Here is a 13,195-nt window from a genome sequence, read left to right as displayed (position 1 = left end):
TCCGATGCGACAACGGCAGAGCCGCACGGTGAAACAACATCTGAAGCCCCCTCCGGGGGCGATACAGGACGAACTCGGTCGAGCGTTCTGCTGCCAGGGGCTTCACTACGTCCGGGTGACGACACGCCGAGAGGTATTCGACCCGTGATCAGCGACAAACCCTCCTGCCAGCGCATCCGCACCAGGATAAAAAAACTCACTGAACCGGTAAAATGCTGGCCGCAGTTCCTCTTCACCGCGGTCGCTACTTCGTTCTCGACGGCAGTGACCACCCAAGCCGCGCCGCCCAGGAAGCCATCATCGCCGGCCATTCCGATGGCGTGACACCACTGCCACCCAAAACTCCACTTCGCGCTCGGGTCCAGAATCGCCGCCCGGATTACCTGCCCAACGTTGCATGTCACGGCGCTAGCGCTGTGACCGGGATGGTTCGCTGGGTGATGACGTGCAATCGCCGCTTCGGCGGAGGGGAAATCGTCAAGCCGCGTGGGCCACCCGGTAAGGACCCTGGCCGTGACGATCGATCTGTCAGCGCTCTCCACCTGGGTGCAGCCCTGGCTTGAGCTTACCGTTCAGTTGGTTTCTTCGCTGCCGTAGACACGTCTTCGGTGCTGTCCGGCACCGGGCGGGCCTACTGGGTGGCCGCTGACTCTGCGTACGTCCGATCCTTGTAGGCAGCCTTGATGCGCTCTTCGAATTCAGTGAAATGGATTCTCCCTTCCGGATAAACGGTATTCAATCGAGAAACGATTTTCTCGGGCTCCGCATCGATTTCTCGGGCATCGCCTGGTTGACGCGCTGCTGTTCTTGCTCTCCTCGAGGGTATCGTCGCCCACTCGGCTTGCCACGCACGTTCTGTGCAAACGTTGACTGGGCGGATCTCGGCGGTCCGGGGAATACGTTCCTGCGCGAGATGGCCACGTTAGATGCAAATATCTATCCCCTTTTGTGTTAGAACTGATCTGCTCGCCGAAGCAGATGCAGGCGTTCGGTCTCCGGTTCCTGCTGGAAAGGACGTACCGCTCGCACCCTGTCGCGACGGCAGGGACAGAGCATTGACACGGAACAAATTTCCCGAAGCTGCCCGCATACCTTCGAGCAACCTCGGCGTTCGGGGTATTCATGCTTGGAGTGAATCCCGCGGCACGGATTCCTCGCCGATCTCATGCGCGTTCCTGCGCCGCTGATGATACGGGAGTTCGCGAGGCTGGGGTGCCATAACGATCCGGTCTATGCTGGGCAGCCCGCGACCCTTTGCTGCTGTTTCCGCATGCCGTAACAGAGCACGGGACGTGCGTCGTGGCGGTCGTGACTGTCTCGGCCAAATGGACGGTTCCGCTCAGCCCAGGGCGTCCAAAAACGGACGGTGCGCGTTCTGGAACGCCCACCCGTAATACCGATCCCAGTTCACCGACCAAGTCATCAACCCTCGCAACGCAGGCGACGCTCCGCCGCGCAAGGTGTATGAGCCGCAACCCGATCCGTGGGCCAGGCAGGTTACTGCGGTGTGGACCTCGTCAGGCGAGACGTAGCCGTTCCCGGCGCTTACGGCGGCGGGCAGGCCGACGGCGATCTGGTCTTCTCGGAGGCCCGGGAAAGTCTGGCCGGTATTAGCGACCTTGAAGCCGGACTTCAGCATGTCGGTCATCGCGATCAGGAAATCCGCGCCGCCCATGGTGTGGTACTGGTTGTCCAATCCCATCACCGGGCCGGAGTTGTAGTCCTGGACGTGCAGCACCGTCAGTGAGTCGCGCAAGGCGTAGATCACTGGCAGGTAAGCGCCGGTACGGCTGTCACCGCCGCCGGTGCCTCCGTAGAACTGGTAGCCCACCTGGACGAAGAAGGTTTCGGGGGCCATTGTCAGGACGAATTTGGCTCCGTAGCGGGCTTTCAGGGTCTTCAAAGCCGAGATCAGGTTGACGATCACCGGCGTGGTCGGGTTGTGGAAGTCCGTGTCGCCCGAGTTCAGGGAGAGGGACTGGCTTTCGAAGTCGACGTCCAGGCCGTCCAGGCCGTACTTGTCGATGATCGCCGCGACTGAGTTGACGAAGTTGTCGCGGGCGGCGGTGCTCGTGAGCTGGACTTCGCCGTTTTGGCCGCCGATCGAGATCAGGACTTTCTTGCCTTGCGCCTGCTTCGCGCGGATGGCTGCGATGAAGTCCGCGTCGCTTTCGACGCCGGGGCATTCGGTGGTCGAGCAGCGGTTGAAGCGGACGTCGCCGGAGGTGACCGACGTGGGTTCGGCGAAGGCTAGGTCGATGATGTCCCAGGCGCTCGGGACGTCGGCGAGCTTCATGTACCCCGAGCCGTTCGCGAAGCTGGCGTGGACGTAGCCGATCAGGGCGTGTTTCGGCAGGCCGGTGCTGGTGCAGCCGCTGGTGGTCGCGGAAGCCGCGGGGGTGTGGGCGGATTCGGCCTTGTCGTTGTAGGACGTGATCGAGTAGCTGTGCGAGGTGCAGGGGGTGAGGCCGGAGAGGGTGGTGGAGGTTCCGGTGACGGTGGTGCGCAGGGTGTTGTCTTCGTAGACGCGGTAGCCGGTCACGGTTCCTGCGGCTGCGGTCCAGTTCAGGGCGATCGAAGTGTCGGTGACGGTGCCGACGGTGGGGGTTCCCGGGACGCCTGGTGCGCCGGGGGTGTCGCCGCCTGGGCCGTCTAGGACTACGTCGTCGGCGTAGTAGGTGCCGGCGCCGTACCAGCCGTGCAGGTACAGCTCGGCGGACGTCTGGGTCGCGGTGGTGGTGAAGGACAGCGAGAGCTGGCTGTACGCGGAGGCGTTCGTCCAAGTGGAGGAGCCGCCGGTGACGCCTAAGTACACCGGTGCGCCTTGGACCCAGGCGGAAACGGAGTACGTCGTGCTCGGGCGCACGGACACGGTTTGGGTGCATTGGCCCTGGTCAGACGCACCAGGAGTGACGGCTAGGGCGTAGGTTCCTGAGTGCACTGGCGTCTTTACAGCCGTGCCCGCTGGGCAGGTCCAGCCGGAGGTCGAACCGGCTTCGAAACCGGGGTTGGCGAGCAGGTTCGCCGCCTGCGCCGGCCCGCCGACGACAAGTCCGGCGGCGGCTAGCAGGAGCACGACGAGGAAACGAGCACGCTTCATTGCGGTTCCTCCGGTCTGATGCGAGACCCCCGTGCTCGATATTGTCTAGACCACTCATCAAGTTGTCCAGACCTATTCGACCGACGAAAGTCGGCTTTCCGGAGAGCTAGGCCGTGCCGTCCGGCGTCAGTGCGCGGAGCAGTTCGTGCAGGGATTCCTGTTGCGCGGGGCTCAGCGGCGCCAGCGGGGAGCGCGCGTCCAGGTGGCGCAGCGCTTCGGTGCGGCGGCGTTTGCCGGCCGGGGTCAGCACGATCTGTTTGGCTCGGCGGTCCGCGGGGTGCGGTTGACGCTGGATCAGATCCTGCTCTTCGAGCCGGTCCAGGACGAAGGTGGCGTTCGAGGCCTCGCACACCATGCGGGCGGCCAGTTCGCGGGCGGTGATCGGCTCGGACAGTTCGCGCAACGCGATCACCTGGCTCGGTGTCAGGCCCATCTGCTCGGCTACGCGACGCACGTGGACGTCCAGCGTGTGCGCGAGGTGGTGGACCAGTTTGCATACGTCGCGGTCCACGTCCGGAGTTCCTGCCATGCGCCCGAGTCTAGCGGAATTGATTCGAGCTGTGATAGTTCTAGTTCGAATCATTCGAACTAGAACTACTGTGGGGTGCCGTGCCGCTCTCGGTTTTTTCCTTGCTGCTCGTTGTCTTCAGCCTCACCACCGGCGAGTTCGTGATCGCCGGCATCCTGCCCGACGTCGCCGCCGGGTTGTCGGTCTCGGTGGGGTCGGCTGGACTGCTCGTCACCGCTTACGCGATCGGGATGATCGTTGGCGGACCGCTGGTCACGCTGGCTACCGCGCGGGTCCCGCGCAAGCCGCTCATCGCCGGGCTGATCGTGGTGTCCATGGCGGGCAATCTGGGGTCGGCGTTCGCCCCGGGCTACGCGCTTGCGGTGGTGTCGCGGTTCGTCGCCGGACTGGTGGTGGCTACGTTCTTCGCGGTCGCGATCGCGACCGTGGTGTCGATGGCACCGCCGGGAAAGGCGGTTTCGACTATCGCGAAGGTGACCATGGGCATGAACCTCGGCATCGTCGCGGGCAGTCCGCTCGGCACGGTTCTCGGCCACCATCTTGGCTGGCGGGCGACTTTCGGGGCGGTCGCGGCAATCAGCGGGATCGCGCTGCTGCTGGTGCTGCGGTTCGTTCCCGCGCAGGCCGCGACTGGATCGGTGCGCGGCGAGATTCGGGTGCTGGCCGATTGCGACGTCTGGCAGGCGATCGGACTGACTGTGCTCGGCAACGTGGGCGTGGTGACCGTTTTTACCTATATCGCGCCGTTGCTCACCGACGTCAGCGGATTCAGCAGCGAGTTACTTCCGGCGCTGCTGGTTCTGTACGGGGTCGGTGCGGTCGCGGGCAACTACCTCGGCGGGCGGTGGGCGGACAAGGCGCTGCTGCCGTCGTTGGCCTGGATGCTGGCGGCGCTGGTCGTGGCACTGGCGGCGGCTTGGCTGGGCAGTCCGGTCAAACCGGTGATGATCGGGTTGGTTTTCGTGCTCGGGATGCTTGCCTTCGGGATCGTCCCGGGGATGCAAGCGCGGGTTATCGCAGCGGGAAGCAGTGCCCCGACGTTGGCGGTGGCGGTCAACGCGTCCGGGTTCCAGTTGGCCGCCGCGGTGGCGGGACTGCTGGGCGGGCAGGTGATCGCCCGTGCGCCGCAGTCGATTTATCTGCTGGCCGCGGTCCTCACCGTGACTGGCCTCGGCATCGCGTTGTACGCGTTGCGCCGGGAGCGGCTGACTACCGACTCGCGTCGGTAATTCCCAACGATCTTCGGCGTTACAGTGGCCAGGCGAGGGGTTGCGGCCGGAGGAGTCATGGAGCTGGAACTGCGCCATCTGCGCGCGCTCGTGGCCATCGCCGACGCGCACAGTCTCGTTCGCGCGGCCAAGGCGCTGCACGTTTCGCAGCCGGCGTTGTCCGGTTTGCTGCGGCGGGTCGAACGGTCGGTCGGCGGGAGTCTCTTCGCGCGGTCGCCGACGGGATGTGTGCCGACGGCGCTCGGGGAGGACGTCGTCGCGGACGCGCGGGCGGTGCTGGCTGGGATGTCCGCGCTGACCGAGCGGGCAGGTGTGCGGCGGGACCCGGCGGGGGCGGTGCGGATCGGCGGGTACAGCGGGTTTCTGCATCTCTCGCTGGCGAGGTGGTTGCGGGATCAAGCGTGGTGTCCCGCGGTGCGGGTGCACGAGGAGCAGGACGAGGCTCGTACGTTGGCGGCGCTCGCGGACGGAGAACTTGATCTCGCGCTGGTTTACCTTGTGCCCCTTGCGGATCGGATCGTTCCGGACGGCGTCGAGAGCGTCGTGGTGCAGGCGTGCGAGCCGGTTTTCGTGATTCTGGCTGAAGATCATCCATTGGCGGCCGGCGACGACATCCCGTTGGAAGAACTCGCCGCGTATCCGTGGGCGGACGATCCGCCGTGGACGACTCGGTGGTCGGTGTACTTGCAGGAGGTCTGCCGACAGCGCGGGGTCGTGCTCGATCAGCCGCATCGGCCGCAGTGTTTGGCTACCTTGCTGGATCTGGTGCGCGAGGGGATGGCGGTCGCGCCGGCGTTGGCGACTCGGGAGGACCGGCAGGGCGGGATCGTGGTGCGGGCGATCGAGGACGCGCCGCTGTGGCAGGAGCTGCGGTTGTGTTATCGGACGGGTACCGCGGTCGCGGATCGGGCCGGCGAGATATCTCAGAAGGTGGCCCGTGATTACGCCAACCGGCAGGGGTGCAGTGCCGCGTTCGACCGCTGGTGGCACGCACTCCTGCCGGCCGGGGCCTAGACGGTGACGCGCCAGTTGCTGTTCGGGCTCGGCACCTCGAACTGCAGCGACGAGCAGCTGTAGTCGCTGGGGTTCGGGCTGGAGGTCGGCTGCAACGGCGAGTTCGACTCCGTCGCGGGCGTCCACTGGCCGCCGATGCGCAACTGCAGCTGGCTGGATTCGAAGACCTTGCCCTTCGCGTCCGAGCAGTAGTACGCCTGGCCGGTCGACGGGTCGACGGTCGAGTACAGCTCGAAGATGTCCCAGCCCTCGTTGAGGGTGCTCTGGTCGCTCCCGCTTTGCGTGAACAGGTCGTCCCACTTGCCGGTCTTCACGTTGTAGAGCGAAGCCGTCCAGCTGTTGGCGCCCGCGTCGGTCTGGACTTCCTGGACGGTGAACGCCGGGTGTCCGTCCACTGTGGACGTGTAGTTGGAGAGGAACGAGCTGTCCAGCGGGACCACCTTCGCGGGTCCGATCGTCCCGCACCAGTCCCAAGCCCAGACCTGACCGCCCTGGTCGAGTCCGTACGCGGTGACGACTTCGATGCAGGAATGACCGGTGGGCTTGACGGTCGGGGCGTAGACGACGTCCGCGCTGTTCGAGAGGCGGAGGTCGGGGACGACACTGTGCGTCACCAGAATTCCGTCCGCGCCGCTGGACAGTTGCGGTTCGGGGCCCCAGAAGGTGTGCGCTTGCGCGTCGAGCCGAGGTTTGACGGAGCGGCCGGCTTTTTCGCGGCGCAGCTTGAGGAACTTGTCCGCAGCGGTCCCGGCGGCAGCCTTCGCGGCGGTGCCGGTCAGCCCAGGCACCACCCCGCTGTTCGGCGCCGCGGAAACCGGCGGGCTGCCGGCGACGACAGCCGCGGCCGTCAGGGCGGAAGTGAGCAGGGCAAAGAGTTTCCGCATCGATGCATCTCCTCGTCGTAGGCGAAGGAAACGCGCGGAGGGAAAAGGGTGTCCGTCCGCGGGACACGGATGTTAAGTCGGGGTTTTTGGTGCTAGGCACCGACTTTCGACGGTGTGTTCCGATCGGCGCAGGTCAGCGAGGACATAGGTTTTCGCCGGGACCGCGGGTTATGCCGCCAAACGGAGCAATCAGCGCGTCTTGGCCCGGACGCGGAGGCGTTCGCCCTGCTTGCCGAACAGGCTGAGGATTTCGACCGGACCCTCGCCGGTGCTGCCGAACCAATGCGGGATCCGGGTGTCGAATTCGGCGACCTCGCCTGCCTTGAGGACGACGTCGTGCTCGCCGAGCACGAGCCTGCCCTTGCCGCTGAGCACGCAGAACCACTCGTGGCCGGGGTGAGTGCGCGGCGCGGGTTCGCATCGGGCGGCGTCGAAGATCATCTTGAGCGACTGCATCTGGCCGGGTTGCCGGGTGAGCGGCACGACGGTCCGGTCGCTGCGGGTGACCGGTTGCAGCGGGGCGGTGCCGACCAGTTCGTCCAGCGGAATCCGGTGCGCGCGGGAGAGGGGGAGCAGGAGTTCGAGGGTGGCCTTGCGCTGGCCGGATTCGAGGCGGGAGAGGGTGCTGATGGAGATGCCGGTGGCGGTCGACAGCTCGTCCAGGGTGCAGTTCCGTTGTCGCCGGAAATGCCGGAGCCGGGGGCCGATCTCGGCGATGATGTCCTCCACGCGGACAAGCATGACAGCCCTGGCCTCAGGACTGAACGCAATTAGTCCGATGGCTATCCGCGATCGACCGCGGACGGATGTTTCGCCCGGTCGGCCGTCCTAGCCTGGTTCGGGTGACCAGGCAGGCAGTCGCCCTCTTCCTTCTCGCTCCGCTGGTCGGCGAGTACCTGCTGGGAAACACCCCGGTGACCGACGTCGGCTCGTTCTTCCTGTTCGCGCCCATGTACGGCGGCGGCGCGCTGCTGATCCGCGAGGTCGCGCGGCGCACCGGGCGCGGCTGGGCGGCGATCGTCCCGTTCGCGGCGGCGTACGCGCTGCTGGAGGAGGGGCCGATCGACATGATGCTGTGGAACCCGGCTTACGGCGGGTTCGACCTCGCCGCGGCCTATTCCGAAACGTACGTCCCGGCGCTGGGCACGAGCGTTCAGCTGCTTCAGGACGTGCTGACCATGCACGCGGTCTGGAGCATCTGCGTGCCAATCGCCATCGTGGAAGCCTTCTGCCGGGACCGGACTCAGCCGTGGCTGGGCAAGGTCGGGCTGTCGGTGGTCGCGGTGGTGTTCGTGGTCGGGTCGGCGGCGTTGTGCGCGATGCAGATCGCCTCGACCGGGTTTGTCGCTTCGGCTGGTCAGCTGGGGTGGTCCGGCGCGGCCATCGCCGGATTGGGCGTGCTGGGATTTTGGCTGGGCAGGAGGTCGGTGCCGCCTCGGGACGGCGGCGCTCCCGCACCCGCGGTCGTGGGGGTCGCGGCGTTCGGGGTGACGAGTCTGGTGTGGTGCCGGGAATTCCTGCCGGACGGGGTCTCGCAACGGCTGGTCGCGGCCGGGTGGTGCTTGCTGGTCGCGGCGGCGGTCGCGTTGGTGTTCCGGTGGTGCCGATCCGCTGGATGGGGCGCTCGGCACCGGCTCGCGCTCGCGGCGGGTGCGCTGGTCACCTACGTCTGGGTCGGCTGGCAGCACGCGCGCGACATGGACATTCCGCGAACGACGGCCGTGCTGGGAAATATCGGGTTCGCGATCGCGGTGGCGGCGTTGTTACTGGTGGCCTTCAAACGAGCTTCACCGAATCTAGGGCCGCGTTAACGAACGAAGCCACCTGCGGCCGCCGGTCCTGCTCATTCCAGGCGAGTACCAGCTGGCTGGGCGGAGCGTCTTCGATCGGCACGCAGACGACCCCCGGCGGGACCTGGTCGACCAGCGATCGCGGCAGGACGCCGACCATCCGCTCCAGCGAGATGAGGTGCAGCAGCTGGACCACGTCGGCGACCTCCGGCCCGGTTCCCTCGACCCCGGGAACCCCTTTCCACGACGGCATCGTCTCTCCGTCCAAATCGGACAGTCGAACGGCAGGCTGCTGGGCCAGCCGGTGCGTGCTCGGGACGATGGCGACGCGGTCCTCGGAGTGCAGGGTTTCGTAGGCGAGCCCGGTCAGGTCGTCGAACGGGATGAACAGGAGGCCGACGTCCGCGCGTCCGCTGAGGAGGAAATCGGTGCGGTCGGCGGGGCCGCTGAACAGGATGTCGACCTGGTGGGCGTCGGGATGGTGGGAGTACTCGGCGAGGATTCCGGACAGCAGCCCGGCGTCGCCGCCCGGTTTGAGCACCAGGCGCAGGTGACTCTCCCCGGCGCGGCGGGCGTTGCGGGCGGCGGCGCTGACCGCGTTGAGCGCGTGCCGTCCGTGTTCCTGGAGCGCCTCGCCGGCCGCGGTCAGCTCGACGTGGCGGCTGGAGCGGGCGAACAGTTGCACGCCGAGCCGGGTTTCGATGCGCTGGATCGCCTTCGACAACGCTGGCTGGGCGATCGACAGCCGCACGGCGGCGCGGCCGAAGTGCAGCTCGCTGGCGACGGCCAGGAAGTACTCGAGTTCGCGCGTCTCTAGCTCAGCCATGCCTCCAGGTTATTGCCAAATAGCGAATCGGTCTTGGACGTCCGGCCGAAACTCGGGCAAAACTTGAAGCATGATCACGCACACGATGATTGTTTCGTTCGACCAGCCGGTCCCTGACCCCGAGCTGGATCAGTACCTCAGCGATATCAAACAAGCCATGCTGGCGACGGGCTTCGCCGAGACGGTCGAGACCCGGCGGCACCTGCCGATCCCTGGCGAGGACGCCATCCCGGCGCTCATCGCGACGGCGATCGTCCAGGTCACCCTCGTCGACCTCGACGCGCTGGCCAAGAGCTTCACCGCGCCCGAACTGCACGAGGTGATCGACCGGTGGCAGGCGCGGCATTCGTACCGCGTGGCCTGGGCGAACCACGAGTCGCTCTCGTGAACCGGCGAAGCGGGCTCGTCACGGGTGCGGGCAGCGGGATCGGCCGGGCGGCGGCGATCGAGTTCGCCCAAGGCGGGGCGGCGGTGGCCGTGCTGGACATCGACGAGGCCGCCGCGGCGGAGACCGTCGAGCTGATCAAGAAGGACGGCGGCGAGGCGTTGGCCGTCCGGGTCGACATCGGCGACGAGCCCTCGGTGCAGGCCGCGATCAAGCAGACGGTCGAGGCGTACGGCGGGCTCGATTTCGCGGTGAACAACGCCGGGTTGTCGTCCCACAAACGCGTCGACCAGCTGACGCTCGCCGAGTTCGAGCGCGTGGTGCAGGTGAACCTGTCCGGGACCTTCCTCTGCATGAAGTACGAACTGCCGCACCTGAAGGGCGGCGCGATCGTGAACGTCGCCTCCAACGGCGGGCTGTACGCGATTCCGAACGCTCCGGCTTACGTCGCGGCCAAGCACGGAATCGTCGGCCTGACCAAGGTCGCGGCGGTGGACTACGCGGCGGAAGGCATCCGCGTCAACGCGGTGTGCCCGGGGCCGACGCGGACGCCGGGGTTCGACAAATGGGCTGGCGACCCCGACCTGATCGCCCGGCAGGAGGCGATCACTCCGCTCGGCAGGCTGGCCACGCCGGAGGAAGCCGCCGCAGCCGTGGTCTGGCTTTGCTCGGATGCCGCGTCGTACATCACCGGGACCACGCTGTCGGTCGATGGCGGACGAAGGGCCTAGAGCTCGCCTGCCAGGAGCTGGGCGGTCTCGACCGGGGCTTCGACGTGGAAGTGGTGGCTGCCGAGGTCGACCAGCTCGATCCGGATCCGGTCGCCGTAGCGTTCGATCGCCTCCTGGGCAATGATCGAGCGCACGGCGAACAGCACGACCGGCTGGGCGACTTCGCGCAGCGCCGCGTCCATGTCCCAGCGCGCCAGGCCTTCGAGAGAGCGCAGGCCGGCGGGTTGGCGTACCGAGCCCATCTTCTTGGTGTACAAGTCCACTAAGGACGGATCGGTGCCTTCGGGCGAACCGGCCTCGACCATCCCTCGCATCGCATCGGCGAAGTCCTCCCGGAACGGCTGAAGCAAGGCTTGGACGTCTTCCTCGCTCTGCGCGGGGAACAGGCCCAAGTAATGCAACGCATCGAGAGCGATCACCCGGGTGACCGTGTCCGGAAGCAGCCGGGCGGTCTCGACCGCGACCGCGCCGCCAAGCGAATGCCCGGCTACGACAGTGGATTCGACCGACTCGGCGGCCAGCACGGCGGCTACATCACGAGCGAATTCCTCGATGGTCCAAGTGTTGCGAGACGACCGTGATTCGCCGTGCTCGGCGAGATCGACGGCCAGCACGCGGATCTCGGGCGGGAGGTGTTTGACGATCGCGTCGAAGTCCCCGCGGTCGCAGCCCCAGCCGTGGATCAGCGTCAGCGCGGGACCGTCAGCGGAACCGGTTGCGGTGTAATGGATTCTTGTGCCGTCCGGGCGGGTGGTTTCGTGATTCATGACGTAGTCCCTCAGAAAGCGCGGTGGTAGCGGACGGGCCAGGCCTGCGTGGACTGGTTTCGCAAGGCGAGATACGGATCGCGCAGCAGTGAGCGTCCCATCAGGACCGCGTCGGCCTTGCCCTCGCGGATGATCCGGCCCGCGGCGCTCAGCTCAGTGATCTGGCCGACCGGCGCGACCGCCAGCCCGGACGATTCCTTGAGCGCCGCGGCGAAATCGACGTTCACGCCCTCGCGGTCCGGCGGCCGGGCGCCCCGATCGCGTACGAGCACGCCGGAGGTGACGTCGAGGAGGTCGATCCCGATGGCTGCCAGCTCCTTGGCGAACTCGGCGGCGTCGTCGAGCGTGACGCTGTCCTCGACCCAGTCGGTGGCGGTGATGCGGACGAACACCGGCTTATCCTCGGGGAACACCTCCCGCACGGCGCGGGCCACGCGCAGCGGCAACCGCATCCGGTTCCGCGAACTTCCGCCGTATTCGTCGGTGCGCTGATTGGACAGCGGGGACAGGAACTGGTGCAGCAGATAGCCGTGCCCGGCATGGATTTCGACGGCCTGGTAACCGGCCAGTTCGGCCATCCGGGTCGCGTGCGCGAAGTCCTCGACGACCTGATCCAGGTCGGCCTCGGTGGCCGCGCGGGGCATCGCGAGATCGCCGAACGGGATCGCCGACGGCGCGATCAGCTCCCAGCCGCCGTCGGCGACCGGCACCGGTCCGTTCTGTCCGTCGCCGATCCACGGGACCTGGTGCGATCCCTTGCGGCCAACGGCGTTCAGCTGCACCGCGGGCACCGCGCCGTGACTGGAGACGAACGACGTCAGCTTCCGGTGCGCGAGTGCCTGTTCCTCGTTCCAGAGCCCGAGGTCGGCCACCGTGCACCGGTTGTCCGGGCTGATCGCGGTGGCCTCGACCATGACCAGCCCGACGCCCCCGATCGCGCGGGAGCCGTAATGCGCCAGATGCCATTCGGTCGGCAGACCGTCCGGACCGGCCGCGTACTGCGCCATCGGGGACATCCAGACACGGTTGCGGAAGGTGACGTCGCGTAGGCGCAACGGGGTTGTCTCCGGGAACTCCGCGCTGGACGCGCTGAACTCGCTCATGCCACTACACGGTACGCCTCATTCCGCATTGCGGCACACATGCTGGTCAGCCGGCGGCGAGCAGGCGGCTGATCTCGGCCGCCGCGGCCACGACCAGCGGCGCGAAGGTCTTCTCCTGCGCGCGGGTGTACCGCATTTCGGGAACGGCGAGCGTGATGGCCGCGACTGGCTGTCCGGCCTGGTTCGTAATCGCCGCGCCGATCGACGACACCTGCGGGCGGTACCACGACGAGGACCCGTTGAGCGCGTACCCACGCTTCGCGGTCTGGGCGATGTCCCGACGGAGCGCGGCGAAATCCGGGGGCGCGGCGAACTTGGGAAGTTCGTGGGTGAAAAGCTCCTCGACCTCGGATTCGTCCAGCAGCGCCAGGATCGCCGTGCCGCCGGAGGTGGCCAGCAACGGCACCCGGGTGCCGACGTCCAGCACCACCCGCACGATCTGATCGGTGTCCTGGCTGGCGACGATGACGAGACTGTCGCCGTCGCGCTCGGCCAGCATGACGGTCTCGTTCGTCCCGGCCGCGAGCCGCTTGACGGTCGGGCCGGCGACCTCCTTGAGGTCCGGCTTCCCGCAGTCGCGCAACCCGAGCGCGAGCACCCTCGGCGCGACACCCCAGCGCGCGCGTTCCTCGTCCACGACCTTCAGCCATCCGGCCTGCTGAAGCGTGATCAGGCCGCGCTGGACGGTGCTCTTCGGGATCTCCGTGCAACGCGCCAGTTCGGAGACGCCGACCGGCTGTCGCTGGGCGACCTCCTCGAAGACCCGCAGCGTGCTGAGGACACTGTTCATCGACCGGACACCCGGCTTGTCGGCCTCTTCGTCGTGCATGTGCCTCA

At 67.1% G+C, this 13,195-nt stretch carries 15 protein-coding genes; 6 read left to right on the top strand and 9 right to left on the bottom strand.

The features are described from left to right. Positions 1 to 144 precede the first annotated feature (144 nt). Positions 145 to 324, top strand: coding sequence for a hypothetical protein (locus ACZ7OI_RS25420; protein WP_470266655.1), 180 nt, complete (start codon positions 145 to 147; stop codon positions 322 to 324). 307 nt (positions 325 to 631) lie between these two features. On the opposite strand, the gene ACZ7OI_RS25415 is transcribed toward ACZ7OI_RS25420, so the two are convergent. The 3 genes from ACZ7OI_RS25415 to ACZ7OI_RS25405 all read right to left on the bottom strand — a co-directional run bounded on the left by ACZ7OI_RS25415 (position 632) and on the right by ACZ7OI_RS25405 (position 3,629). Beyond that, the gene (locus ACZ7OI_RS25415) at positions 632 to 772 is read right to left on the bottom strand and encodes a DUF1707 domain-containing protein (protein ID WP_470266687.1); all 141 of its coding nucleotides are present in this window, start codon (positions 770 to 772) and stop codon (positions 632 to 634) included. A gap of 567 nt (positions 773 to 1,339) precedes the next feature. Next, positions 1,340 to 3,100 carry a chitinase gene (locus ACZ7OI_RS25410; RefSeq protein WP_470266654.1) on the bottom strand — a complete coding sequence of 587 codons (1,761 nt, stop codon included), beginning with the start codon at positions 3,098 to 3,100 and terminating at the stop codon, positions 1,340 to 1,342. Between the two features lie 106 nt (positions 3,101 to 3,206). Beyond that, complete coding sequence (locus ACZ7OI_RS25405) at positions 3,207 to 3,629, bottom strand: MarR family winged helix-turn-helix transcriptional regulator (RefSeq protein ID WP_470266653.1); 423 nt, start codon at positions 3,627 to 3,629, stop codon at positions 3,207 to 3,209. An 80-nt stretch (positions 3,630 to 3,709) separates the two neighbouring features. Between ACZ7OI_RS25405 and ACZ7OI_RS25400 the strand changes: the two genes are divergently transcribed. Together ACZ7OI_RS25400 and ACZ7OI_RS25395 are read left to right on the top strand one after the other, a co-directional pair. After that, on the top strand, positions 3,710 to 4,858 hold the full coding sequence (locus ACZ7OI_RS25400) for an MFS transporter (RefSeq protein WP_470266652.1): 1,149 nt from the start codon (positions 3,710 to 3,712) through the stop codon (positions 4,856 to 4,858). 57 nt (positions 4,859 to 4,915) lie between these two features. Continuing rightward, positions 4,916 to 5,872, top strand: coding sequence for a LysR family transcriptional regulator (locus ACZ7OI_RS25395; protein ID WP_470266651.1), 957 nt, complete (start codon positions 4,916 to 4,918; stop codon positions 5,870 to 5,872). On the opposite strand, the gene ACZ7OI_RS25390 is transcribed toward ACZ7OI_RS25395, so the two are convergent. Next, on the bottom strand, positions 5,869 to 6,756 hold the full coding sequence (locus ACZ7OI_RS25390) for a carbohydrate-binding protein (RefSeq protein ID WP_470266650.1): 888 nt from the start codon (positions 6,754 to 6,756) through the stop codon (positions 5,869 to 5,871). The two genes, ACZ7OI_RS25395 and ACZ7OI_RS25390, sit on opposite strands and share 4 nt — an antisense overlap. Before the next feature lie 189 nt (positions 6,757 to 6,945). Beyond that, a complete protein-coding gene (locus tag ACZ7OI_RS25385; RefSeq protein ID WP_470266649.1) occupies positions 6,946 to 7,485 on the bottom strand; it encodes a helix-turn-helix domain-containing protein in 540 nt (179 codons plus the stop codon). 113 nt (positions 7,486 to 7,598) lie between these two features. Between ACZ7OI_RS25385 and ACZ7OI_RS25380 the strand changes: the two genes are divergently transcribed. Continuing rightward, the gene (locus ACZ7OI_RS25380) at positions 7,599 to 8,567 is read left to right on the top strand and encodes a hypothetical protein (RefSeq protein WP_470266648.1); all 969 of its coding nucleotides are present in this window, start codon (positions 7,599 to 7,601) and stop codon (positions 8,565 to 8,567) included. Here ACZ7OI_RS25380 and ACZ7OI_RS25375 read toward each other — a convergent pair. Beyond that, on the bottom strand, positions 8,533 to 9,372 hold the full coding sequence (locus tag ACZ7OI_RS25375) for a LysR family transcriptional regulator (protein ID WP_470266647.1): 840 nt from the start codon (positions 9,370 to 9,372) through the stop codon (positions 8,533 to 8,535). The genes ACZ7OI_RS25380 and ACZ7OI_RS25375 overlap by 35 nt on opposite strands. Before the next feature lie 70 nt (positions 9,373 to 9,442). Here ACZ7OI_RS25375 and ACZ7OI_RS25370 point away from each other — a divergent pair, with 70 nt between their 5' ends. Both ACZ7OI_RS25370 and ACZ7OI_RS25365 read left to right on the top strand, forming a co-directional pair. Next, the gene (locus ACZ7OI_RS25370; RefSeq protein WP_470266646.1) at positions 9,443 to 9,760 is read left to right on the top strand and encodes a hypothetical protein; all 318 of its coding nucleotides are present in this window, start codon (positions 9,443 to 9,445) and stop codon (positions 9,758 to 9,760) included. After that, positions 9,757 to 10,488: an SDR family NAD(P)-dependent oxidoreductase gene (locus ACZ7OI_RS25365; protein WP_470266645.1), complete on the top strand. Its 732-nt coding sequence runs from the start codon at positions 9,757 to 9,759 to the stop codon at positions 10,486 to 10,488. The genes ACZ7OI_RS25370 and ACZ7OI_RS25365 overlap by 4 nt, the downstream gene beginning before the upstream one ends. Here ACZ7OI_RS25365 and ACZ7OI_RS25360 read toward each other — a convergent pair. From ACZ7OI_RS25360 to ACZ7OI_RS25350, 3 genes are read right to left on the bottom strand one after another with little or no spacing between them, the layout of a single operon-like run. Further along, the gene (locus ACZ7OI_RS25360) at positions 10,485 to 11,255 is read right to left on the bottom strand and encodes an alpha/beta fold hydrolase (RefSeq protein WP_470266644.1); all 771 of its coding nucleotides are present in this window, start codon (positions 11,253 to 11,255) and stop codon (positions 10,485 to 10,487) included. The genes ACZ7OI_RS25365 and ACZ7OI_RS25360 overlap by 4 nt on opposite strands. An 11-nt stretch (positions 11,256 to 11,266) precedes the next feature. Beyond that, entirely contained in the window at positions 11,267 to 12,358 is a 1,092-nt protein-coding gene (locus ACZ7OI_RS25355; protein WP_470266643.1) for an NADH:flavin oxidoreductase/NADH oxidase, read from the bottom strand. A 46-nt stretch (positions 12,359 to 12,404) separates the two neighbouring features. Next, a complete protein-coding gene (locus tag ACZ7OI_RS25350; RefSeq protein WP_470266642.1) occupies positions 12,405 to 13,187 on the bottom strand; it encodes an IclR family transcriptional regulator in 783 nt (260 codons plus the stop codon). Positions 13,188 to 13,195 lie beyond the last annotated feature (8 nt).

This window comes from Amycolatopsis sp. NPDC114503 (genome assembly GCF_055633655.1).
The sequence above is the reverse complement of the archived record's forward strand: the minus strand, read 5'-3'. Positions and strand labels throughout refer to the sequence as shown.

Excerpts from the sequence above, each read along its gene's own strand:
- ACZ7OI_RS25410 (WP_470266654.1), bottom strand. The coding sequence starts at position 3,100 with ATGAAGCGTGCTCGTTTCCTCGTCGTGCTCCTGCTAGCCGCCGCCGGA.
- ACZ7OI_RS25405 (WP_470266653.1), bottom strand. The coding sequence starts at position 3,629 with ATGGCAGGAACTCCGGACGTGGACCGCGACGTATGCAAACTGGTCCAC.
- ACZ7OI_RS25395 (WP_470266651.1), top strand. The coding sequence starts at position 4,916 with ATGGAGCTGGAACTGCGCCATCTGCGCGCGCTCGTGGCCATCGCCGAC.
- ACZ7OI_RS25390 (WP_470266650.1), bottom strand. The coding sequence starts at position 6,756 with ATGCGGAAACTCTTTGCCCTGCTCACTTCCGCCCTGACGGCCGCGGCT.
- ACZ7OI_RS25375 (WP_470266647.1), bottom strand. The coding sequence starts at position 9,372 with ATGGCTGAGCTAGAGACGCGCGAACTCGAGTACTTCCTGGCCGTCGCC.
- ACZ7OI_RS25370 (WP_470266646.1), top strand. The coding sequence starts at position 9,443 with ATGATCACGCACACGATGATTGTTTCGTTCGACCAGCCGGTCCCTGAC.
- ACZ7OI_RS25360 (WP_470266644.1), bottom strand. The coding sequence starts at position 11,255 with ATGAATCACGAAACCACCCGCCCGGACGGCACAAGAATCCATTACACC.
- ACZ7OI_RS25355 (WP_470266643.1), bottom strand. The coding sequence starts at position 12,358 with ATGAGCGAGTTCAGCGCGTCCAGCGCGGAGTTCCCGGAGACAACCCCG.
- ACZ7OI_RS25350 (WP_470266642.1), bottom strand. The coding sequence starts at position 13,187 with ATGCACGACGAAGAGGCCGACAAGCCGGGTGTCCGGTCGATGAACAGT.